Source organism: bacterium (assembly GCA_036382775.1).
Taxonomy (GTDB): Bacteria; Hydrothermota; Tepidihabitantia; order SM23-42; family JAOAFX01; genus DASVHD01.
This window is the reverse complement of record DASVHD010000008.1, coordinates 21010-45398: the sequence shown is the minus strand read 5'-3', so window position 1 is coordinate 45398 and position 24389 is coordinate 21010. Positions and strand designations below refer to the sequence as shown.

Below are 24389 nucleotides of genomic sequence, written 5' to 3'. Positions count from 1 at the left end.
GTGAGATTGGCGAGGTGGTGGGCCTGCGGTTTTCCGCGGTGAGTAAGGCGGGTTTGCAGATTGAGCGATTGATGGCGGTTGATAAAAAAATAAACTTCTATGTCAAAAAGATAATTTCTAATTTCGAGGGCTGACCCCAATTCCTGTAAAAAAACAGAATAGGTCGCGTATCTCCTTGTAAGGCTTGACAGCGCAATTATTATTGTGGATAATACCTTTAGAATGACGAAGAAACAAAACCAAAAAAATATTTTAGTAATCTCATCATGCTTATTATTATTGTTATTATTCGTGAATAGTTGCCCCCGGCAGACGCCGCCGCGCGAGCGCCTGGTTGAATTTTTAGACTCGCTCATGGCAAAGAATTACCAGTCCGCTTACGACCACTGCGCTTTCAAGGACCGCTACACCAAGAGCGCGGATGAATTCATCGCCGGATTCAAGCAACACGATGACGAGGTTAGTTCAAACGGGATCGAGGGATCCGTCATTTTCTACAACATCGATAGCACGCATGCTCAAAAGGATACTTTTCTGGCTTTTACAAAGATAACCGCGCTGGATCTGGGAGCCAGCCCGTATCGCAATCTGTTTTTTTCGGTGTTATCCGAGCCGATCACGGACAGCGTGAAGAATAGAAAAAGTGCATATGTCTACGCCGTAACCTATGAGGGCGTGATATGTCTGATAAAAGAACACGAAGGCTGGGGGGTTTACGCGCGCTGGGAAGAACAGCGCCTGCGCGATGCCGAGGAATCCCGTGTCCGGGTTGAATATATCAAGAACGGCTTGAAGATCTCAAACAGGAAAATTAGCGTCTATCCGGACGCCAGGGCATACCTGACCGCGGTCCTTAAAAATACCGGCATCAGAACTGTGCTGGACGCGGAACTGATGATCGTCTGCCTTGATAAAGACGGTAAACCCTGCGATATCCTGACCGAGCATCCAGTGAGGAAACACGCCGCGCCATTGCTTCCCGGTAAAACAAGGAAGTTCAAGGTAGACCTGTCATCAGCGCCCGGTGAATGGGCGAAGGCCGTCGACGTGAAGATCGTTAACTGTTTCCTTGGAGAATAGAGAAGGCAGAAATTAGAAATTAGCAGGTAGTATGTAGATAACAGTAAGTAGTAAGTAGTTAAAACTAAAAAGACCAGATCAGGTAGACGCCATCTTTATCGTATGCTCGCTCAGCTTTTTGATTATGTTAAGGTTCACCTTTGATTTTATCTGTTCCATCTGTGACGCGTCCATAACAAAATACTTTAATATGATGTCCACCGCACCCGGTATGAAGCCGCTGGGCGAGACCTGGGGCGAATCGCCGGTTCCCACTGTTTCCGTGATCGCCTCTCTTATCAGGCGAACGGATTTTTCGATGTTTTCGTGCGTTTCGGTGGTTGAGATGTAGACATGGGAAATGACCAGTTTTTTCGGGATCACCGGCTGCTGCATGACCCTGGGTTTTGGTTTGGAGAGCATCCATACCGTGATCAGGTAGAAAATAATACCGCAGAAAAGACTCAGCACCAGGGCTTTCACCAAGTCGATGTACATTAAAATGATGATGATCGTGTAGATGATGCCGATGCCGGCCTGGATCATCCGCGCGCCGCTCGCGGTAAAGCTTTTGACCGTTTTGAGGAGCATTGCCGGCAGGAACTGCGTGAGCAAGACGCCCAGCGTGATGAACAGGATTATGGTCCTGGATGGCTCCAGAGCCATTTTGAGCAGCGAGGGAAAAGACAGGTAATCATAACCGATACCGTACCCGATGCACATGATGAACATGAGTAATGCCGGTGTTAATGCATCAACGATCCAGGATATGCGCGGATTTTTATCTTCGATAATGTTGCTCAGGGAACTGGTGATTACCGATACCATATAGGCCAGAAATATGGCCGCACACTGGATCAAGAAAAAGTATAAACTTCCTGTTGAAAAAAGCTGTTCAAAGGACTTTATCATATCTCCTCCTGTACTTGTTATTCTTCTTAAATTATATCTGAAATTATCAACATGTCAATCCGGAGAACCAAAAACCATAGGCGACATGCATCAAGCAGTCTTCTCGCAATAAAGGTTATTGGATTTCTTCCACATTATTGTAAGGAACAGTTATTTTTTCACCATCATCACAGATAAAAATGGATAACCAGGTTTTGATGCCTGAGCCAGTTTCCCCTTGAAATAGAAGGTCTTTAACTTCGCCGACGCTGCCATAGTATTTACCCCATGTCACCCTGAATTTCTTTTCTCTCTCGTGTAGCTTATGATACTCGCGTGCAGACGGGAAAATTATTTCAGGCCTGACGACACCTGCCCTCAGCCGGGTCGTACCATTCAATATCACATTTCGCCCCAGGCTGGCCTGGATCATAGTTTGGCAATCTTCAGAAATCCGCATTTGGCCAAAACCTTCGATGACCACTAAGGTAATATCATTCTTGAGTAAAATATCAACTTCCTCATAATCAATTGTACCCGTTATGATGCCGGCCGGCCGGTTTTTAATGATTTCCTCAATATCACGGGCTGCTAAATAATCCGCGTAGATAATATTTCCTTTCACGTCACCACTATCGTTTTCTACCAGTTTACCCCAGGAAATTCCACCAATACCATATGCACATTCCAGCACATATCCGCCAAATTCAATATCAATCCCATACCCGGTGATTAATCGCTTAACTTCACCCCAATAAAGCGCTTTCAATTCAACTATCGGCAGGTCCTTCTGTATCCATATTTTCCCTTCGTTATAGTCGATTTTGACAATAGTACCATTACAGGGTGATACAATTTTATTGGTATAAAACGGTATCATTGGCATCACTGGTTTACCGACGATCGTCTCGCCATATTGCACCCTGTCACCTTCTTTTTTGTGAATAAGAGGTTTTAAAATTTTGGTAGTCTTTGGATACTCGCCTTTAATGTCGATAATGACTGGGATCTCAGGTCTTTCCAGCTTTTCTCTAATGATAACCATGCCCAGTTGTGTCTCAATTCTTTCCAATATCCCGTCTACCGGTGATCTGATTTCCTTAGACTCCATAACTAGTTTCTTTTCCGCGATCAATTCTTGCCATTTGATATTTTCGCCTTCTTTTTTAAGCAGATATTCAGTGATTTCCTCCGGTCGTACTTTTAAATGCTCCGCGACATTTATGACGCAAATTCCTCCTAATCTGCAGGTAGTTCGCAGGATGGTTGTATCGGGTTTTACGCTTTCGCCTTCTTTAACAACTATTTCACCTGGAAAAGGAGAGACTCGGGTTTTCCTTATTTGAAGATTATAATATAGTGACATTTTCTTCGAACAATTTAACAGCTAAGGGTTCATCAACTAAAGACAGCACTCCGAGATGAGGAAGCACAAACAGGTTGTCAATGGCGATCGCGGTGCCTGATGCGACAGGCAATGCTTTTTGGATGATTTGTTTTATTCTTTTTTTACTTGGGTGATGCGCGATAAAACCACCGCTGGCGATAATGACGTCGTAGTCCATTTTGATTAGGTTCCGGTGCAAAATAAAGGCCGCATTTATGATATTTTGCGCGATCGCTTCCTCCATTTTTAACTCCCTTTCGGTTTCTGATATTGAGGTTGGTCTGATGAATCTATTACCTAGAAAGTTCAATACTTCTGTTTTGCCATAGGTTTTATCCAAACAAGACATTATTTTTTTCAAACCACAATGGTTCAGAACATAAGGGAGCGAGTAGGTCATACCCAGGTTGGCAGCTACGCTTCGCCTGCAAATATCACCCGCGATCGAAAAACAATCGGTCGTCGCTCCGCCCATATCAAAAGCAAATATTTTCTTCTTTTTGTATTTCGAAAACAACGACAGGGTCTTTTCAACCGCGATCGGCGTGGGTAAAGGCGATAAAAGAGCTCGTTTACTAAGGTTTCCATAACCCGGCGCCGCCGACATTACATGGCTTATGAACAGATTAATAATGGCTTCCTTGGCCGGAGCAAAATTCTCAACGCCTTCAGCAGGGCTGATGTTCGGCACAACCTCTAAAGCGAATTGATCACCCAGTGCTCTTTCAACAAAAGGCAGTGCTTTTGAATTGCCCGCGTAAATAATGGGCAACCTGCCGACTTCAAATTTCGCGTTTATTTTCGACATTTTGATCAACTCTGCCATTTCGACCAATGAATTTATTGCGCCATTCTCAAAACCACCGGCAAATAGTATCAAATCCGGTTTTGCCTGGTCGAGACATTGGAGTCGCTGTAAAGGGGTGCGGCCATCATCAAGGGCAAGGGTATCAATGACGATCGCACCGGCATTCAATGACAGGTTGAAAGCGCTTTTTGCCGTATAGTTATTTGTTATGCCGACGGCTATTATCTGTAAACCGCCCCCAGCACTGCTTGAGAATAGAAAATCGCAGTCATTTACTTCATCTTTGATCTTGTGTTTGATTAAATCGGTTGCTAACCGAACGCCGATCGCCACATCCTCAATCGGTTTTTCAACCGTTGTTTTTGCTTCTTCGCGAGCCACTATTTTACTGTCCTTGATGAATAAAACCTTGGTCGTTGTGCTGCCAACATCCGCAATAAGAAATGTTTTCATTGAATTCTAGCCTCCGATCATTAAACTAGTAAGTATTTATAATAGACAAATCATAAAAAGTCAATAACCATATAAGATCGGAGCATCACCAGCATCTTTTTGCCATCGCCTATTGACAAAGTCTGGAATCGACTTAAAATATAGACGTTGTCTCAATGCTGTTTTGGCAATTTTATTAATCGAAAGAAGGAGGAGTTATGAAAATATTAGCGTTCATTGCAGGCGTATTAGCTGCAGTATGCTTGGTGTTGTCGGTTATCGCCCGCCTGTTTTTTCTGGATAAGGCGATATTTGGTTTGAGCGCGCTTTCCTACCTGAGGTCGGCAAGTACAATGATTCTCTTCGCGATCGCGTTCATGATGTTTGAATTCTTAAAGAAAAAGAAAGAATAATAGGTGGAAAAAATGGGCGGTCGTTCAGACCGCCCATTTTATTATCGGCAGACAGCTATCGACCGCCCTTTGTTTATTTGACGACCAGGAATTTCCTTGTATATTGCCCGCCGGCCTCGAGGCGATAGAAATATATGCCTGATTCAAGCCCCAGCGTGAATGTCCGGCTGTGGGTTCCAGCGTGCATCCTTTCGCTGATCAGTGTTTCGCGTACTTTACCTGAAACGTCCAGGACCGTTAGCTTGACCGGGGTCTCGACGGCGAGAGTGAATTCAACGTTTGCTTTGTCACGGATGATCGCGGGCGCCTTGAATATGTCTCTTCCCGCGGGCATCAGTACCGACCTTTCATTGACGCCGGTTATGTCCTCGGTAACAACCCGGACGCCATAGGCGAAATTATACCCCCATGTGCTGGCCGGCACCCATCCGGTTCCCGGATCATCCATGTCGTTAAGATACATGTGTTCATCGAACAGCATGGTATTGAATGCCAGGTACCAATCAGAACCCGAACCTTGAACAAAGTGATTGTAGCATATTCCAATCCAGAAAGTGTCGGGCAACACGATGCTGGAGTCGGACAGGTCGAAGTAACTCCATACTTCCGCAGCTGGCATTACAGCGTTCATATCTCTGTAAAGGTGGGGCCCCTGGTGCATCGGGTACAGGGTTCCGCTCTCGTTATTCCAGACATAAAGGCGAAAATCATACGAGGGATCATTGATCAAATTGAAATATAACATGATCCCTACGATCTTCTGGTTTACCAGCCCGAACGAGCTGAGGATGAAATGATCCGCAAAGCCATACGCGCTTTCGGGATCGGGATTGACGACGCCGGTGGAGGTATAAAATCCCAGACCGTCGTCAAAAGTTCCGTCATCGTACATCAACGTATCACCCCTTGAAGCCATGGCCAGCGAAACAGCCAATAATAGTATCAACAAATATTGTATTTTCATATATCTCTCCTTTATTAATAATATACTAATTTTTTATAATCTGTCAATATGGCATGTTGACAAGTTCATTAAAATATAGATAATTCAACATGAGCGTGAACGTCGAAGAATACTGGGGCGTTATCGAAAAACCATTTCTAAACACACCGGACACAAAATATATCTTTGAATCGGACGATTTCGTCGAAGCCATGGGCCGGGTTCTTTATAATCTTGAGGAGGTTCGCGGCGGAATAACGATGATCGTCGGCGAGATCGGCTGCGGCAAGACAATTCTCGTCCATGCGCTCCTTGAAAAGCTGCCCAAGACGCGATTTCTGACCCTGCGGTTGATCAACCCCACGCTGTCGCCTAATCAGCTCCTGGCTGCGATGGCATCCGGATTCGGGGTCGAAAATGTGCCGCGCTACCGCAGCCGGCTGCTACTTGCATTATCCGGACTGCTCGTTGAGAAGAACCAGGCCGGGATCATGCCGGTCCTGTTGATCGACGAAGCACAGGCGATGCCGACCAAAGTCCTCGAAGAGATACGATTACTGCTTAATTTCGAGGATGCCAAGAAAAAAATGCTGCAGATCGTGCTTTTCGGCCAACCGGAACTGAAAAAACGGATCAAGGACATCGAACAGTTGAACCAGCGTATCAATATTCGTTATCATCTTAAAGGATTGAACGAACAAGAAACGGTCGCATATATTAAACACCGCTTGTCCATCGCCTTGGCCAAACGCGAGATTTTCTCCAAACCGGCATTGAAGCTGGTGTTTTCGTATTCCCGCGGGATCCCGCGGCTGATCAATACGATCGCCACCAATTCGATGTATGCCGGCTGCATGATGAACAAGACCATTGTTGACGAGGAAGTGGTTGAGGAAGTTTATAAGGATATCGGTGACTGATGACTTTGCGGTACCGGCAGTTTTATAAACCAGAAGAAAAAGAACCGGGCAAAAAACAATTGCCGGATACTGGTACTGATAAAGGCGACAAGGAAACACCGCCCCCGGTAACGCCGCCGGTAGACTCGAACACCGCAGACCGACCGGTGCCGATGCAGGAATCGATCGCGGTCCTGGAACGGGAAGTACGGGTAAAAGATTTCTCGGAGCGCAGTTTCGCGGTATTCACCGTCGGGAAGGAATGGTATGCCGTGGACCTGGACGCGACCCTGGAGATCCTGCATAGTTTCGATGTGGTCGCGGTCCCGCATCTGCCTGAAATATTCAGCGGCGTCACTAACCTTCGCGGCGAATCAGTCCCCGTTGTAGACCTTAAGAAATTGATGGGTGCACAGCAGGCACCGGATAGTATCAACGTCTGCCTGATCATGCTTTTTGGATCGACAAAGATCGGTTTTCTGATCGATTCCGAGGTGGAGATCGTCAATGCCGCACAGGGTAAGTTCTATCCTCTACCCGATTGCTTCACCAAGGACGAAGCGCGATTCCTGGAGGCGGTTTTCTGGATGAACGACCGCTTCATCGGGTTGCTCAAACCGGGACAAGCCCTGGAAGTGCTGACGAAGTGGGAACCTCCCGAAGACACTCAGCACGCGGAAAGCGCGGGCAAAATTGATGCGCCGGGGGGTTGAGAGGAGGACGTGACATGAAAAGGGAAAAAATCATCTGCGCAGTGCTCAGCTTTATTTTAGAGGTCCTGCTGCTGCTGGTAATGACAAGATCGATGGCATTGGACGGTAAGTTCTATGTTTATTATGGTGTCACGCTGTTCCTCGTACTGTTTTATAATGTGTTTCTCGGCCAGGGGGATACCCTGCCTGTATTTTTATCGATCATTTTTTTCAGCACGCTCTTTGCGACGGTCGCGGCCGGCGTCCTGGTCGGCGTCCTTACCGGAAGTCTTGCCTGGTTGTTCCTATACGGCTTCCTGGTCGGCGTGCTGGTTGCCGTCATCATTTACCATTTAAAACATCTGGTTTTCACGGTAGATACGGACAAGGGATTTGACCTGCCGGTAGAACTGGCTTTGACCTTTTTCTCATTGTGCGCCTATTGCGCTATCGCGTATATTCCCCTCAAGATCAATGAGGCCGTCATCACCGTGGTGGGCATGCTCGTGGTATCGTTCGTTGCCGGGATGATGATCGCGATGCCGCTCAAAAAGTCGCTCAGATTACTGAACGATGCCGTTGCCAAGGGGACAGATCCCAAGGATTGGCCGGCGGTGCATACATCGCTCGTCCGCGACTTTTTCACCAACTTAAAGAAAGCCCTGACCGACGTCAAGGGTTCGTACCATGAGATCGGTACCCTGGGCGGTAACATCAAGACTTCGTCCGAGGACCTTTCATCCGCCTCCGAAGAAATGAACGCGTCGCTGGAGGAAGTTTCGTCCACGATCCAGCATATCGCCAAGGGCGCGCAGGAACAATCTGAATCCATAACCGCCATCGCGCACGCCATCGAAGAACTGAACAATCTGACGACATCGATATCATCGCAGGTGAAGATGGCTTCGGTTTCGTCGCGCCGGACGACCGATTCGGCCAAGCAGGGCATGGGTTTCTCGACCAAGGTCGCGAAGAACTTGAAAGAAATATTCGACCAGACAAAATCCATTGAGAAGAAAATGACCGAACTCCGGGACCAGGCCACGGAGATCAAAAAGGTGCTGGATATCATCGGCAGTATTGCCGAACAGACGGACCTGCTGGCGCTTAACGCAGCGATCGAAGCAGCGCGCGTAGGCGAACAGGGTAGAGGGTTTGCCGTGGTCGCCGATGAGATCAGGAATCTTGCCAACGAGACCCAGCGGTCGTCATCGACCGTGGAGAACCTGATCTCGGAGATCAATAAGTCATCGCAGGAGCTAAATAACCTCCTGGATCTGGAACGCGATAAGATCACCGATGCCAATGACCTGGCGACGCAGACCGAAGAGGAGTTTACGGGTATTTCAAAAGCGGTCGAACTTGTGACAGACATGATCATGCGTATCAATGAAGCAGCTTCCAATCAGGCTGCGAATACTAAAGAGCTCGTGAAACAGGTGGAACAGGTGGCCCAGGTCGCCGGTGATACGGCCGCGGCATCGGAGCAGGTGTCGGCGGCGGTCGAGCAGCAAACCGCGTCCATGGAGGAGTTCACTTCGACCGCGCAGGTGCTGGCATCGGTCGTGACCAAGCTGGAAGGGCTTGTCAAGCAAAAGAAGGAACAGGACAAGTGAAATATCTTCTTAAATATACGGTGGGCGGGATCGGATTAGCGACGCCGATCGACGAGGTCAAGGAGATCGTCAGGCCCAAGGCCATAGAGAAGCAGGAGACCGGTGCCAAATATATTATGGGATATTTCAACCTGCGCGACGAAAAAGTGTATTTATACGACCTGCCCGCGTTCCTGGGTATCAGCGCGGACAGCGTTTTCGAGGTAATAATCGCCAACATCGAAGGCAGTAGTATCGGTTTTAAAGTCACCCGGGTGCATGGCATAATAAATACCGAGCAGCTCATGCCTTTCCCGGAGATCGTGAGGGTTAAGGATTATTTCCGCGGCGTGGTCAGGGATAACGGCTCGTTTTTGCAGGTCCTGTCGTTCAAGAAGCTCATGACCGGCTCGCGTCTAACGTCGATCCGCAAATTATTGAAACAGTAAAGGCGGCAGCAGAAGCAGCTTTAAGCTTTAAAAAATGACCAGCCCCGCATGCATCGCGGGGCTGGTTTGTTTCCGGTATTCGCTTTGCTTATTACCTGCCGATTATGACCTTCGCTGATTCGCTTTTGCCGTTAGCTGACAGGCGGAGAAAATAAACGCCCGGCGTCAGGTTGCTTGTGTTCCAGGTCGCGGTGTTCAAACCCGTTTGCTGGTGCGATTCGACCAGCGTCGCTACGCGTGAACCTGCAATATCATAAACCGTCAATGATACTGGACTGGCAGACGGCAACTGGTATGATATGACGCGGTTGCCTCTGCTAAGCATAGTGGCGGCGTTAACAAAACCGAACTCGCCGGCAACCTGCTTCTGTCCTTCCTCGACACCCGGCACGCCATGATCCCTGAGATAGACTGCCGCAACGATGTCATCCGGCGTTCCCTGAACCAGCAGAAACAGCACGTCGGAATTTCGGAAGTTGGAACCATAACACAGACCGCCGGCGATGCCCGCAGTGATCAACGTGAAGTTGGACGGGGCATAGGTAAGGCCGGTGAATGCCATGGTTGCGGGATCCATCTGGGTAAGCTGGTCGGCGAATGTTCCTCCGGCCGGATCCTGACTGTGCCACCAGACCCAGTTCGAATCTGAATCATAAGCGCAGCCGTACATGTTCAGCGTGTTCGCTACGTTCATGAGATTCGAGGAGGTCTTGTTGAACATATAGCAGTCGCTAGCAAAATTGGCGGTGAAGAATACTTCCTGATCATTGTCGTATCCCAGGGCGCGATTCGGGTTCTGCGGTCCGGCAAAACCGCCGTAATAGGTAAGCGCAGCGCCATCAAGACTGAACTTGGCGACATTTCCGTCCACGCTGCCGTACAGCGTATCCATGACACCACCGCCCGGACCATTCACGCCGTCCCAGGCCAGATCACGCCAGCCCCAGCCCGTGGAATAACCAGGCTGGTCATAAGTATGGATGAGCGTGCCCAGAGTGTCCACGACGTAGACTTTATTGGGATCGGTGGCGGTCGCTCCACCGGTAATATAGAAGCACTCGCCATCCCATTCGATCCCCAGCAGCTGATTGTCATTACATATTAGCTGCACGTCGAGTTCATATATCACGTCGCCCGGAGCGCGGGTCCCGGCCGGTTTGTAAGTTTCGTTGCTCACCGGCGTTTTCTGCACTACATCCTGCAGCGGGTTGATCACGTCGGCATCCGGCACCGTGGCCCAGAGGACCGTCGCGCAAAGAATAATACTGCACAGTACTGCATATTTTTTCATTTTATCTCCTTTTTATTTTTTTGTCATTTCTTGCATACTAATCACGACCTCGTTCATTTTTTGTTTTTCCTCCTTCCCCTGGTTTTCCTATGTCTAAATGATAATATGAGACAACAGCGATTATTATCATATTATACACTATATTTTTAGAATGTCAACCCCGTTAGAAGTAACTGCATAACGCTTATGACGACTCCTATATATTTACGGTTGTCCGAGCAATGTCGATCCGATTCTATATCCTGCGGGAATTGCTTCTAACGGGTTCAACCCCGTTAGCGATAGGAAGTGCCTTTGGCTCTTCCGTCGCTAATGTTGATGGTAATCCGATGGTTACAGCATGATGATTTTACATACGAGTGTATATTATTGGTTGTGGTGTGGATCTCTAACTGGGTCAACCCAGTAAAGTGTGTCTGCCGTATATGATCAATTGATTTTTAAGCTAAGACTACTAAGCTGAGTAATTACATGCCTTGCAGAGGTTTTCTCTTTACTGGTATCACTTTATGACGACAAATTTGAATGCGGATTTCCAGTCAAGAGACTCGACCTGCAAAAAATAGACACCGGAGGCCAACGATTCTTTATGGATTCTTTCAGAATGCGAGCCTTTTGAGCGATTAAATTGTCGTTTGGAAACAACTCTTCCCGCGACATCGATCACGGATATTTCTACCGGCGAATCCTTAGATAGACAGTAAGTAAATTCAAAAAATGCTTTTGTATTTTTGACAGCGAGGTTCGGAATTACAGAGATACTCTGCGTTTCCTCAACACTCACACCGTAATATTTGTAAATATGCAGTCCAAGATGCCATTGGGAGACATAAATATAGCCGTTAGCGTAGAATAAACGTAAGGCCCAGTATACTCCTTCCATTGTCGGACAAAAATAATGGCCGGTTTCAGTTGGATTATAGGGATCGGAACAATCGATGACTCGCGCTAATTGATAACCCGAGCGGCTTAAGTAAACCAAATTGTCTTCTGAAAATACGTCATCGGCATTATAAGGATAATATCCAATGAGATGTGGATCTGCTGGATTGCTGACATCGACTATATATAATGAATCATTCCAACTTGCTATGTACACGCGGTCATTACTCAACCATAAATTACCATCGCAAGCACCTTCATAACTGCAAATAAATGGCATATGCGGATCATTAATATTAATGATCCAAAGTTGTGCGCCATGATAATAACTATAACCGGATACGTAAAGATAATTATCACAACCAATTATTTTATAGCTTGATTCGGTGGAATCACAAAAACCAATTTCGTATGGATTTGTTGGATCTGATACATTGATTACCCGTATGCCCACTTGGGGATCGAAAAACGAAACATATGCAAAAGTATCTTTTACAAAAATCCCTCGAGCACCCCAATAACTCGGAAATAAATAATAACCCACTCTGATTGGATTTGCCGGTGCGCTGACATCGACGATATGCATGGCGCCGGAATCGTCGGTTACATACGCGTAGTTGCCCTGTACCCAGATATGCCGGATATCGGTATTAAAAGCCAGCCGGCCGATCTCAGCGCAGTTCTGGGGATCGGACACATCCACAATGGACAGAAATTTCTGGATCCCCGAATATTCGCCCAGATAGGCGTAATTACCTTTAACAAACAGACTGCCGTTACAACCAGAGGTTTGATAATGACTGATTTCATAAACATCCTGAGGATCATACACATCAAAAATCCTGAAACCACCCAGTACCTGCGCCATGTAAACATAACCACCCTTACCGGCGATACCAGCGCTGCTGTAATAATATCCATATCCGGGCAGGAGCACGCTATCGGTTCTTACGGGCGATGCCGGGTTGGATATATCGTAAACGCCCAAGTATATCCTATATAACGCCGGATTGGCAAAAGTCCGATATAAATAATTACCATTGACCGCTACAGAAGCACCGACACCCTCAAGGATATGACCAACATGAGTGGGAAGCCAGGATAGGGAGATATCGTAGATATCGGTGAGGTCATTAAAGTAGTTGGGGATATATAAGTAGTTGCCATAAATCGTTATACTAAAACACTGGCCGACTATCAATTCATAGCAAACAAACGGCTGCTCCGGGTTTTGGACGTTGATGACATACATGGTGCCGCCAAAGCCCGTGCAATAGATGTAATCATCTTTTCCGGCAAGGCAATTGAAATAAGATGTTGTGGCTGTGCTGCAACTGTTTACCTGATAGGGAGCCGTGGGATTGGCGACATCAACAATGCGCAAGATGGGACCATCGATGACATAGGCATAACGGTTTTTGACCCAAACGCCCCATACCGCGTAGGTGCCCCAGTAATCGCCGGTGAATTGTGGTGATTGAGGATTGCTAACATCATAGATCATCAGCCGTTCTTCGGAAGCGACATACAGGTAATTATTGCTGAAAAAAGATTTAGGCCGGTCATTCTGACCGTTGATGCGGGCGATTTCACACGGATTCTGGGCGTTATCTATGTTCATGATGATAATCGAAGCGCCCGAAGTCAGAAAACAGTATTTATGATTGTTAATGACGCCGAGTTCCACGTTATCGGCGCAACCGACGGGCCAGCCGCCAGCCCACCGGACATTCAAGGAATCGCGAGCATAAAGCAGATTCGGGATTATGCATAAACTCAGTGACGTAACGAAACAGAGGAACCATAAAGAATGGGGCTGTTTAATAGCCTTTTTTTGGTTACGGCTAATTCTGTCAAACAGCCCCATGTTAAAATCTCCTTTTTCTTTATTATCGGATGACCACAGCCTTTTTAACCATGGTCGTGTTAGGTGTCTCAAGCTTAATAAAATAGATGCCGCTGGGAACGCGATTGCCTTCTGTATCGCGTGCATTCCATTTATTGTGATAAATGCCAGGTTCACAGGTACCCTGCTCAATGGTTTTAATGAGACTGCCGGTCGAGTTGTAGACGGCTATTTTTATCGGGGATGCGTCCGGTAAATTGTACGTAATGAATGTATTATCGCGTAGAGGGTTCGGTAGACAGGTAATATTGAGGGTTGATGGAATATGTATGGTTTTCATTGACTGGGGACCGCCGCCCGTAGGTTTTGGCGTAGCAAAGAAGAGCATGCCGCCCATTGTCACATTGTCACCATTTGTTGATTCAAGCGCTAGATCAAGCGCGTCGTTTACGATTAATGATTCCGGTATAGTGAAGGTTCGATTGATGATTTGATGCGATGGCAATGTTACTATTATTGGATTTTGCATGCCCAATTTTATCCGGCAGGGAACCGGATGTCCAGCCTCATGATATAGTGATAGTTGAGCCTTCCAATGCGAGCATTTTCCCAGACCATCGATGCGATACTGCAATAGGCCGGAACTCATATCCACTGTTTTTGCGGGTTCCGCACCATACTCGTTAAAACCAGTTCTGGCGATTAGAACTGGTGCTGGCACTGAGTCTCCGAGATCATAGGCAAACGATGCGACGCCATCGCCTTCCCGGGATAGAATGACTTGCCGGTTATAGGCGACGACTTTATTGGTTTGTCCTTGTGTCCATTCGACAAAGGCAAATGGGTGGACCCAAACGATTTGCGGTACTTCATCTGGCAAATAGGAATAGCCGAACAACTTTGCCGGTGGCGACCAGATAATGTCGGGCGCGGTGAGATGGGAGTAGTAGATCTCATGGTCATCGTTGATTTGTTCCTGCCAAACAATCACGTTGTTAGCAATGCAGGGCGATGATGAATTGCCAAGGGTTGTACAGATTCTCTTTGGTTTGCCAAAACCCGTTATACCACCGACTGCATACCAAATATCGCTGCTATTCACATAAGTAAGGTAGGCAGTAGTACCCAATACTTCTAGGCAAGGCATAGTGCCGGTGAAGCTCAATGCCTGGGTGTACCATATACCCAGGTCGCGGTATCCGAAATACTGCGTGCTGCTATTGGGACGGTTCCATGCCACCATAGGCATGTCGTATTTGGTCGTACCGATAGTGGGTGATAACTGGACGCCTGGATTTGGCGTGCCCGCATAACTATCGAGCATGTGCCAGCTGACGCTACCCGGGTTGTCGTATGGGAATTCACCATACCAGAGCTGCCAGTTCTGGTAGTCGTTGTACTGCTTGCCATAGACGATATGAATATGATTGGCCTGATCACATGATATCGCTGGGTATAGATAGCCATTGCCTTGATAGGTTTCCTCTTTGACCATTGTAGGATCGGTCCATTCATTGTAAGAATATTGCGAATACCAGATACGGGATGTTACTTGCGAGCCATTGACCAAATTCTCAAGCCAGCAAACAACTGGCAAGCCGGCAGTTGTCACGCTGGCTGCAGGCCATTTACCACTCCCAAGGTATTCTTGAGACTCACGGTACGTCCAATATTTTCCACTATCTTCGCTCGATGCCATATAGACCATACCATCCTTCTGCCAGAATGCCCATAATTTATCGGCGCCATATACTATGCGCCGAGCATTGTTCTTACCGGTGGCTTGATCATCGACTAATCTGTCCAATGTGCAGACCCACACAAGGGGTGTCCATGGACCACACTTGCCATCTCTGCGCATTGCAGCTACGCGGGCATCAAGATAACGCCCTTTAGCCCAAGGGAGGAGATAATTAGTGCGCATAATGGGCGCTTTATTGGCTATCCATCGTGGATCTTCCGGCGGACATACCCAATAGGCAGCGACTTTGGACACTTCGCTGTTTGCAGGAGGTTGCCAGATCATGCGAAAACCGCCAAAGATAGGATCATCAGGCATTTGGAGATTTAAGCATTGCTGCATATCTGGTAATCCCGTTGGCGAAGGTGGATCCGTTTCTGTACCACCGATATCTGTGGCTTTCATAAACTGGCCCTTAGTGCCTACGGTCCAGCGTTGCACACCTGAAGGCACTTCCAGGGTAAAACCGATACCCGTAAGCCAGTACGTAGAATCATTCGCGTATGGCAGCAGGAGATAACGCTCCCACCATTTCAGTATACCTTGGGGATTATCCGGGTCCCAGCGCAGGATAATACCGTCACCTCCTGAAAAAAAGTAATGCCAACGCTCAGGCGGCGGATCATATAGATAACATTGCCCAGATGTACCAGTGAACCACCACCACTTGCTGTTGACTGTATCGGCATTGGGATTGACATTGTGAATCGTATAATAAGGTGGCGGACCTTCATTCCATTTTGCGATATTACCATAGTTGAACCCGATCATGCCAGCATAGTAAGCCCGGCAGTCATTGTGTGGCACCGAAAGAGGGGTTAGTGCGCCATGGTAGACTCCGTAATCAGTGATATAATAGTCACGGGGAAAGCTATTATCAGGATATGAACTGGGATTCAAGCAGGGTTCCCAAGAAGAGCCGAGATTCGTGGTTCGGTAGATTTTACCCGAATTGTCACCGCAAACCATGAAGCCATCCATAGTCCAAGTACCGTCATACCAGTCAGATTCATCGTCTGGATAGGGATGAGTCTGCGGTGTTATCCACTGCCCTGTTGTCACGTCATAGAACAGGATCATGCCGTTGCCACCGGTAACCATCAGATGGCCTGCAATGTCATCCATGCTGATGGATATTACTGGCGTCGTGGACAAGCCAGGCTGATTATAGGGATAAGGTAGGGAAATTTCATAGAAATCCCCATAGTATGCCGCCCGGTAGCAAAACCTGCCTTTGTATATATCTGGCTGGTTGTTCTTATAGCCACCAAAGTAGACTTTGTTATCGGGATAGTAGCGTGTATTCAGCGCATGCCACAGGTAGTTCTGGTTGAGCACATCAGGTATTGGCCAGATCTCAACCCGGCGTCTTTCGATTCTCCCCTTTGATGTGCTATTATTGAAGCCTACTGACCAGCAGTCATCAAAGTCGTTTGGCGTAAATACTGCGCTATGCCACTCATAATTGGCATTTTGTTCGCCAAAAGGCGTCCACACTTGCGCCCATGAACAAAGTACTAGAGCCTGGATACAGAGCAAATATTTTGTCATTTTACACCTCCTGCACGTATTGATTTTTAGTTTTTAACTTGGAGTTACATCCTTCCAAAACATATATCCTGTTGTGATACTTATTTGCCCCAAGGAAGTCGGACAACCTTCCTCGGGGCATTTCAAACATATCTTATAAAATGGGAATAATGTAAAATTTTATCTGAATTATCAAGATAAGATAAGATAAGATAAGATAAGATAAGACAGTATTCATATATCTATTATTATTATATAATCTTTTGTCATATTGTCAAGGTCAAGGTGTGCAAATCGTTACAAACCCCTTGCAAAAATTTAAATTCTGAGTATACTCGCGGCAATAGGAGGTAAATTGAAAATCCATCTGGGGGTTATAATGGCAGTATTATATGCTGCCATAGTAGTGTTCGCGCACGGTCAGAATCTTTTAGAGAACCCGGGGTTCGAGACCTGGGCAGGGGGTATGCCGTCTTATTGGCTGCGCGACGATTCGATCTTCATTAAGCAGGATAACAATCGGGTGCACTCGGGCACATACAGCGCCCGGGACAGTCTGGTCACGCAGAACCAGGACCGGGCCGACTTTTACCAGGGCGCGTTCGCGGCCAGTTCCAACACGCAATACACTTTTTCAGCGTATGTGTATGACAACGATCTTGCCGGCAGGATCAGGCAAATGGTTTCCTGGCATACGGCCAGCGGGTGGAGCCACGATTTTTCGACCACATACTCGTCGAACGCAGCTGCATGGCAAATGATGAGCATGACCGCCCTCTCGCCGCCCGGGACCGATTCAGCGCTGGTATCATTCAGGGCTTACGACAGTTCAGCCGCCTGGGATGGCCATGCCGTTTTCAATATCGACGATGCATCTTTCACACCCGCCGCCGTACAACCCCCGATAATACTGCGGGCATGGCACAAGCCGACAAATCCGGCATCGGGATCATCAGTGCAAGCCTTTTGTGTGGTATATGACGATGGAACGATCACCAGCGATACATTGTTTTATGGCATCAATGACCTGTCTGTCCTTTACCGGGTCACACATACAGCGGTAAACGGTGACACTTTTAAATACCAGATCCCGGGCCAGCCGGCCGGCGATACGATCCGCTATTTTATCAAATACCGGGACGACGATGCACTAGTCGCCTTTTCGGATACGAACAGCTGTTTGTCAGGCGTGATCAATGTGCGCCTAAATGAGGTTTATTACGACGCGCCTGGCGAGGATTCCGGGTGTTTCATCGAACTGTATGGTCCGGCCGGGTTCAGTCTGGATCATATGACAATTGCCGGTGTCAACGGGACTAACGGCGAGGACTACGCATTGATCTTCCTTGATCTTCATTCCATGCCATCCGATGGGTTCTTCGTTCTCGCCCAAAACCAGTGGGTGCTCAACGCCGACACAGTGACAACGGAAGCTGATCTCCAGAACGGACCTGACAATCTGGTGCTGCGGTGCGGCAGCGTTATTATTGATGCACTCGGGTATGGCGCGCCAGGCGGCTGGGTATTCACCGGTGAGTGGCTGCCAGCGCACGATGTTTCTGAAGGCCATTGCCTTGGTCGTTATCCGGATGGCCACGATACCGATGATAATTCGCTCAATTTCATCGATTATGACACCATCACGCCGGGTTTGCCGAATGCCGCAGCGGGTGTGTTGGAAGCAGAAAATGACAAGGTCAATGGTAATAATGACAGGCCATTATTACGTCAGAGTGTATTTATCCCGGGAAATACAGCTTTGCGTGATCTGATAAATGGCCACGGTTTTTATCCTGTGGAAATTTTTGACTGTCAGGGCAGGTTGGTTATGATCGGCAGCAAACCATCGGATAAGATAAATCTTGAGTCCGGAGTTTATTTTGTGGTTTTAAGTGACCGTAAAAATCCCGGTCTGAAGTTCGTGGTGATCAGATAGAAAGGCATCTGAAATACAAATCCCCCTATATCCCCTTTTTTAAAGGGGCGACATAAAAATGGAAAATTCACCAATAACTGGTGTCCCTATGGGAGAAGAAGGGGGATTATAATTACAAATAGTTACATGTCAAAGGCGTACAGCACGACGCCGGCGCAGAATTTTTTCGCGGCGCTGGTGTAAGCGCCGGCCAGCCGGATACGGTCAAGGACAATATCCAGGCCGGCGTGCCAGTTAAAGTCAACGTCGGTGCAGAAATAAGCCTGGAATTTCTGAGTTGCGCGCAGGGCTCCCCCGAAATAGTACCAGAACGTGTCCTGCACGCCTTCATAGGATACATCTAAACTTAAAAACATGAATTCCTGGTAAGGTTTGATTGTCAGGCCGCTGGTCATGACCTTGCGCTCGCCGCCCAGGTTGGTTTTATACCCGAGCATCAGGGTCTGACTGGGTGCGCAAATGACCCCGACCGTATTGCTCGACGTATCCTTGAACAGGTAGGAATATCCCAGGGCGAACGCGCCGGGCAGTTTGATACCAACATCAACTTCATAGTGTATTACCGAATCAAGCTTGACCACGCCGATACCCAGGCCTCTTAGGGAGATGCCGGCGCGCAGCGTGTCGATATGAAATTCACCCATAAATTCGGGACCTGATTGCAACCCAATACCGGCCGGGTTGGCAAAAACACTGGCTGAACCATGCGCAAGAGATGTAAAATTCGCGTCATAGAACGGGCTGGGCGGACTGATACAGACTACGTACAATGTCATTATAACCGTTGATATCACTTAACCTCCTGTCTTTTAAAAACTCTTACGGGTTAATTCCATTTCTTTGCTTCTCTGCATCTTTTCATCCCTGCATCTTCTCGTCATGGCGGATATCCGACCTTTTCCAGAAAATTGTCACGGTATGATAAGTTGGGGATGAGATAGAAAAACACGGTATTATAAAGACCAAGTTTCTGTGAGACCCAAAGGTTGCGCCGGATTATCGAATCCCAGGAATAGAACCGGTCGCGGAGTAGTTCCATCCAGGTGTATAAATCCTGCGGTTTTACCTGGCCTACTTTCACAACCGGCATCCAGCGGTCGAACATCGACAGATCGCGGGCGATCAAACCCTGTTTTTCGAGCGCCATGAATGATGGTGTGCCGGGAAGTGGAGTTTGAGCTTCAACTTCGATGAGATCGACTTTTATGCCATTGAGAAATCGTGTCAGCTGTTTGTAGAATGATTCGGTTTCGCCTTCGTATCCCAGTCTGATGCGGCAGCAGGCAATCATTCTGTTGCTGTGTATCATGTGGATTTCATGACTTTTTTGCCGTCCGAAATCCTTTGATTGGATATTTTTTACGAGGTCGGCGCCCAGCCAGTCAGGTTTCAGGTAAATGATCCTTACCCCGCATTCGCGCAGATCAGGCAGAATTTGCCGATTATTATACAGATCGCCGGAAGTCTGGATAACCCACATTTTTTTGTAGCGCCAGGTCCTGGACAAAATGGTCATGGCGAAGTTGATATCGATCAAAAAATCATCATCAAGAATGAAAATTGCTTTTCGTCTTATCCGGGCGACTTCTCGTATGATGTGCTCGATTTTCCATTGTTGATGGTTGCGATACATCGCCATTTCAGGGCAATAGTCGTCAAATGGCGGTTTGCAGTAACAGCCATAAGTAGTGCGAAGCTGGGACATGAAGGTGGAAAAACCATACTTATCCTCAAGGCTGCGGCACGTATCGAAATGAACCGGGGTTTCAGATTCATAGCAGGGTTTGACCTGCTTTTTCTCTATATCTTTGATGATGGTTTCAAAAGCAGATACGATATCACCGCGGACCGCGATTTTAGAAAAGTCGTTTGTTTGTTTTGGAAACAGGGTAGGGTATAGTCCGTAACTGATAGTTATCGGTTTATTTCTGGCGCCGCTGTCGCCGCCACCGGACCAGTTCTTGTCCAGCATTGAGCTCACGTATCGGTTCAGATAAAGCGGTACGTTGGTCACCACGATATCAGGTTCGAACTGCGGTTTTTCTTCAATGCGTTCATCATAATAATAAAACTCGTGGTGTTCCTTTGCGACGCTGGCGAGCCTTAGAGCGTCATAGCATGGCCGGCGAAAAAAATCATTGCCTTTTATCGCTTCCGGCAGAGCAAACCTCTTGGGTTGGGCAACAGGGTAGTAAAACAGGATTTTCATACTAACGGATGTCGCGAATGACAGCGAATTGTGCGAATTGTGTTTGCGTGATGCGTGGAGTCATTCGTTTTATTCGCGATTATATTATCTGGTAATGTCATTGAAGGTGACATAGACAATGATCAGCAGGATGATCGCGTAGCCGATCTGCTGTATAACCAGCCTTGTCTTTTGCGAAAATCTTTTTTTGCGCAGCGCTTCCACGATGCCCATTATGATATGACCGCCATCAAAGGCCGGCAGCGGGAACAGGTTCACCAGGCCCAGGTTGATCGAAATGATGCCGATAAGGCTGAGCAGGTTCTCAAAACCCCAGCGTGCTGATTCACCGCTTAATTTAAATATAGCGATGGGGCCGCCCAGCGCCCGGCGCGAAATCTTGCCAATGATCAGCTGCCACAGTGTCCGCAAAGTTAGCCAGAGCAGCTCACCGCTTCTCTGGCAACCCATAAGCACTGCGTACGGTGCGGCGATATGCCGGCGGCTCAGAGGCATCAGCGCACCGATCTGGCCGACGGTATCATTGGCCAGCGGATCATAGAAAGGCAGGGGCGTAATGCTGGCGGTTTTATGTTCGGCACCATGCGTCCACTCGAAGTTCATGGTGACATTCTTGGCAGGTCGGATCCTTTCCACCATTTCGTCCCAGGTTCTGACCGGCTGGTTGTTGATGCTGATAACGATATCGCCGGTTTTCATGCCGGCCTTGTCAGCTGGTCCATCCCGTTTCACGAAACCAAGCGTTGGAGGCACACGCGGCCGCAGGTCGAATGAATCAGGGTCAATTATTATCCTGTTTTCCACCGGCGTTCCCCCACGGAAGAGTTCAAAATTGACTTCTTTGTTCTTGCGCACCTCGACCGCGTTGATAACATCGTCCCAAGATGCCATGGGTGCACCATCCACCGAGATCACTGAATCACCGTCAATAAAGCCCATCCTTGATGCATAACTTTCCGGTTCTACTTGCAGCCTCATGTAGGGATTGACCAGCACGCCATAAACGATAAGCACAAATATAAAAATAATCGCGGCCGACAGGATGTTGAACAACGGCCCGCTGAATACGACCAGGATCCTTTTATAGATCGGCGCGTCGTAGAATCCGGCCTGCTTTGGACCAGCTGCCGGCAAAGCATCTTGTTTTAGAATGGCGTCAGCAGCTTCAGTAGCATCCTTGTATGCGAGGCTGTCCTTGTCAGCGGGGGAGGGCAATTCAGTCTTTTGCTGTACTGGCAGCTGTTTCCCAAAGCCGGGAAGCTCGCCTTCATCATCTCCCGCCATTTTGACATAACCACCAAGGGGGAAATAGGCGATGCGGAAATCGGTTTCGCCGATCTTAATTCTGATCAACGGCGGGCCGAATCCGATGGAAAATTTCTCAACCGGTATGCCGCATATCTTGGCGGCGATGAAATGACCGAATTCATGGATAGTGATCGAAAAGGCAAGGACAAATAGAAACGCGATGATCGTTATCAGCATTGACCAGACCTCCTGTATGCCGCGTGAAAAGCCCATTTTTCAGCATCACGATATTCCTTTATCCCGCCGGCGCGGGGCTGATGGTTTCCCATGACTGTTTCTATGACCGATGGGATCATATCGAATTTTAAACGGCCTTCGAGAAACGACCGAACCGCCGCGGCATTGGCGCCGTTAAGCACGGCGGGCATGCTTTTGCCGATGCGCAGGGCTTCATAGGCAAGACCAAGGCAACGGAATTTTCTTTTGTCCGGCATCCTAAAATGAAGTGCCTTTACCTTCCGGATATCGAGGTATTTCACCGGGCATGGCCATCGCGCCGGCGCAGTGAGCGCGTACTGGATGGGGAGTTTCATGTCCGGACTTGAGACCTGGCAGAGCATGCTGCCGTCGATGAACTGAACCAGCGAGTGGCACAGCGCCTCGGGATGGATCGCGACCTTGATCTTATCAGCCGGGATGCCGAATAGATGGCGGGCTTCGATTATTTCCAGGCCTTTGTTCATCATGGTTGCCGAATCCACGGTTATTTTCGCTCCCATCTTCCACACCGGATGGTTAAGCACGTCGGCTTTTACGACGTTCTTTATGGACCGATCAAGGAAGGGGCCGCCCGATGCGGTCAGGATAATTGCGAGTACTTCAGAAGGCTTTCTTCCTTCCAGGCATTGTGATACCGCCGAATGTTCGCTGTCGATGGGGCTGATCGCGGTCCGGCTCTTCTTGATCTGGCGCATAATGATCTCGCCGTAGGTCACGAGCAATTCCTTGGTCGCCAGGCACAGCTTCATTTTTTTCTCAATCGCGTGCAAGATGCCGTCGATCCCCACGGCGCTCGCGAACGCGGCGACCAATATATCCGCGTCGAGTGCCCGGATCATATCTTTGATCCCTTCCTCGCCGCAGAAAAATTTCATATTTTTGACCGATGACTTGATTTCCTTGTAATGACGGTCACCTGCAATGAGCGCGATCGCCCGGGGTTTGACCGAAGCCGCTTGTTTTAGCAAGGCCGCATGATCTGTATGCGCGGCAATGCCCACGATCTTATAACCCTTCAGGCCGGAAACGACCTTTAGCGTATTCCTGCCGATAGAACCGGTGGAACCCAGGACAATTATTTTTTTCATCGCGATGTTATAAGACGGCGAACCATGTCCAGATCAGCGCGGTCGGTCACCTTGATATTAGTGCGGCTGCCTGGCATGACGTACACAGGTGCTCCATAGGCTTCGATGATCGATGCCTCGTCCGTGAACTCATCGGAGAACTTCACCGCGTTGTAGGCGGTCCTTAAAAGCGCCAGGTCGAAGAACTGCGGCGTTTGTATCTGGAAAAGATTTTCGCGCGGCATCGTCTTGATGACCCTGCCGGTACGGGCGTATTTTATTGTATCGCGCACCGGTACACCAGGTGTGACGCAATGGTATTTCCGGCAAAGAGCAATGCCCTGGTTTATGAGGGCGTTCGATATCAGCGGACGCACGGCGTCATGTACCACGGCGATATCGGCGGTGGTCGTATCGGTATTGGCGCTGAGATAAATCGCCATGATGCCGTTACGGACCGAATCCTGACGCCTTTTCCCGCCGGGTACGATGGCATGGACTTTTGAATATTTGAAACGTCTAACGATATCCCGGGTCCGGGCAATGTCATTTTCCTGAACCACGATGATTACGGACTTTATGTGGTTGTTTTTTTCAAAAACATCCAGGCTGCATGTTAATAAGGGCTTACGGTCAATTAGAACGAACTGCTTTTTCGCTTTGAACCGCTTTCCCTGGCCGGCTGCGACCAGGACCGCATAAACCGACATACGTTATGATAACCAGAAAAGAATAAATGTCAACGCTTTAGAGACCCGGCGCTGATGGTGAAAATATCGGTAAGGCGGTTAT

The 24389-nt window shown here is 48.1% G+C and carries 19 protein-coding genes; 7 read left to right on the top strand and 12 right to left on the bottom strand.

From position 1 onward, the window contains the following. Positions 1-291: 291 nt before the first annotated feature. Positions 292-1080 (top strand): hypothetical protein, encoded by a 789-nt coding sequence (locus tag VF399_01785; GenBank protein HEX7319070.1) that lies wholly within the window; start codon positions 292-294, stop codon positions 1078-1080. 78 nt (positions 1081-1158) lie between these two features. On the opposite strand, the gene VF399_01780 is transcribed toward VF399_01785, so the two are convergent. From VF399_01780 to VF399_01770, 3 genes are all read right to left on the bottom strand, one after another. Then, complete coding sequence (locus tag VF399_01780; protein ID HEX7319069.1) at positions 1159-1971, bottom strand: hypothetical protein; 813 nt, start codon at positions 1969-1971, stop codon at positions 1159-1161. 115 nt (positions 1972-2086) lie between these two features. Beyond that, positions 2087-3316, bottom strand: a complete 1230-nt coding sequence (locus tag VF399_01775) for a hypothetical protein (GenBank protein ID HEX7319068.1) — start codon at positions 3314-3316, stop codon at positions 2087-2089. Then, positions 3300-4598, bottom strand: coding sequence for a glutamate mutase L (locus tag VF399_01770; GenBank protein ID HEX7319067.1), 1299 nt, complete (start codon positions 4596-4598; stop codon positions 3300-3302). Before VF399_01770 ends, VF399_01775 begins: the two co-directional genes overlap by 17 nt. A 197-nt stretch (positions 4599-4795) precedes the next feature. Here VF399_01770 and VF399_01765 point away from each other — a divergent pair, with 197 nt between their 5' ends. Continuing rightward, on the top strand, positions 4796-4990 hold the full coding sequence (locus VF399_01765; GenBank protein HEX7319066.1) for a hypothetical protein: 195 nt from the start codon (positions 4796-4798) through the stop codon (positions 4988-4990). A gap of 73 nt (positions 4991-5063) precedes the next feature. Here VF399_01765 and VF399_01760 read toward each other — a convergent pair whose 3' ends face one another. Further along, positions 5064-5954: a T9SS type A sorting domain-containing protein gene (locus VF399_01760; protein HEX7319065.1), complete on the bottom strand. Its 891-nt coding sequence runs from the start codon at positions 5952-5954 to the stop codon at positions 5064-5066. 89 nt (positions 5955-6043) lie between these two features. Between VF399_01760 and VF399_01755 the strand changes: the two genes are divergently transcribed. From VF399_01755 to VF399_01740, 4 genes are read left to right on the top strand one after another with little or no spacing between them, the layout of a single operon-like run. Next, positions 6044-6853 carry an AAA family ATPase gene (locus VF399_01755; GenBank protein ID HEX7319064.1) on the top strand — a complete coding sequence of 270 codons (810 nt, stop codon included), beginning with the start codon at positions 6044-6046 and terminating at the stop codon, positions 6851-6853. After that, positions 6853-7545 carry a chemotaxis protein CheW gene (locus VF399_01750; protein HEX7319063.1) on the top strand — a complete coding sequence of 231 codons (693 nt, stop codon included), beginning with the start codon at positions 6853-6855 and terminating at the stop codon, positions 7543-7545. The genes VF399_01755 and VF399_01750 overlap by 1 nt, the downstream gene beginning before the upstream one ends. A gap of 14 nt (positions 7546-7559) precedes the next feature. After that, entirely contained in the window at positions 7560-9140 is a 1581-nt protein-coding gene (locus VF399_01745; protein ID HEX7319062.1) for a methyl-accepting chemotaxis protein, read from the top strand. Beyond that, complete coding sequence (locus VF399_01740) at positions 9137-9568, top strand: chemotaxis protein CheW (GenBank protein HEX7319061.1); 432 nt, start codon at positions 9137-9139, stop codon at positions 9566-9568. The genes VF399_01745 and VF399_01740 overlap by 4 nt, the downstream gene beginning before the upstream one ends. A gap of 91 nt (positions 9569-9659) precedes the next feature. Here VF399_01740 and VF399_01735 read toward each other — a convergent pair whose 3' ends face one another. The 3 genes from VF399_01735 to VF399_01725 form a co-directional block, all read right to left on the bottom strand. After that, positions 9660-10859, bottom strand: coding sequence for a T9SS type A sorting domain-containing protein (locus VF399_01735; protein ID HEX7319060.1), 1200 nt, complete (start codon positions 10857-10859; stop codon positions 9660-9662). A gap of 502 nt (positions 10860-11361) precedes the next feature. Then, a complete protein-coding gene (locus tag VF399_01730) occupies positions 11362-13608 on the bottom strand; it encodes a T9SS type A sorting domain-containing protein (GenBank protein HEX7319059.1) in 2247 nt (748 codons plus the stop codon). Between the two features lie 22 nt (positions 13609-13630). Beyond that, positions 13631-16879, bottom strand: coding sequence for a FlgD immunoglobulin-like domain containing protein (locus VF399_01725; protein ID HEX7319058.1), 3249 nt, complete (start codon positions 16877-16879; stop codon positions 13631-13633). Positions 16880-17213: 334 nt separating this feature from the next. On the opposite strand from VF399_01725, the gene VF399_01720 reads away from it, so the two are divergent. After that, positions 17214-18794 carry a hypothetical protein gene (locus VF399_01720; GenBank protein HEX7319057.1) on the top strand — a complete coding sequence of 527 codons (1581 nt, stop codon included), beginning with the start codon at positions 17214-17216 and terminating at the stop codon, positions 18792-18794. A 122-nt stretch (positions 18795-18916) separates the two neighbouring features. Here VF399_01720 and VF399_01715 read toward each other — a convergent pair whose 3' ends face one another. The 5 genes from VF399_01715 to ispD form a co-directional block, all read right to left on the bottom strand. Further along, on the bottom strand, positions 18917-19588 hold the full coding sequence (locus tag VF399_01715) for a hypothetical protein (GenBank protein HEX7319056.1): 672 nt from the start codon (positions 19586-19588) through the stop codon (positions 18917-18919). 83 nt (positions 19589-19671) lie between these two features. Next, the gene (locus VF399_01710; GenBank protein ID HEX7319055.1) at positions 19672-21003 is read right to left on the bottom strand and encodes a hypothetical protein; all 1332 of its coding nucleotides are present in this window, start codon (positions 21001-21003) and stop codon (positions 19672-19674) included. 84 nt (positions 21004-21087) lie between these two features. Further along, entirely contained in the window at positions 21088-22488 is a 1401-nt protein-coding gene (gene rseP, locus VF399_01705; GenBank protein HEX7319054.1) for an RIP metalloprotease RseP, read from the bottom strand. Further along, positions 22482-23618, bottom strand: a complete 1137-nt coding sequence (dxr, locus tag VF399_01700; GenBank protein HEX7319053.1) for a 1-deoxy-D-xylulose-5-phosphate reductoisomerase — start codon at positions 23616-23618, stop codon at positions 22482-22484. The genes rseP and dxr overlap by 7 nt, the downstream gene beginning before the upstream one ends. After that, complete coding sequence (gene ispD, locus VF399_01695) at positions 23615-24307, bottom strand: 2-C-methyl-D-erythritol 4-phosphate cytidylyltransferase (GenBank protein ID HEX7319052.1); 693 nt, start codon at positions 24305-24307, stop codon at positions 23615-23617. Before ispD ends, dxr begins: the two co-directional genes overlap by 4 nt. Positions 24308-24389: the final 82 nt, after the last annotated feature.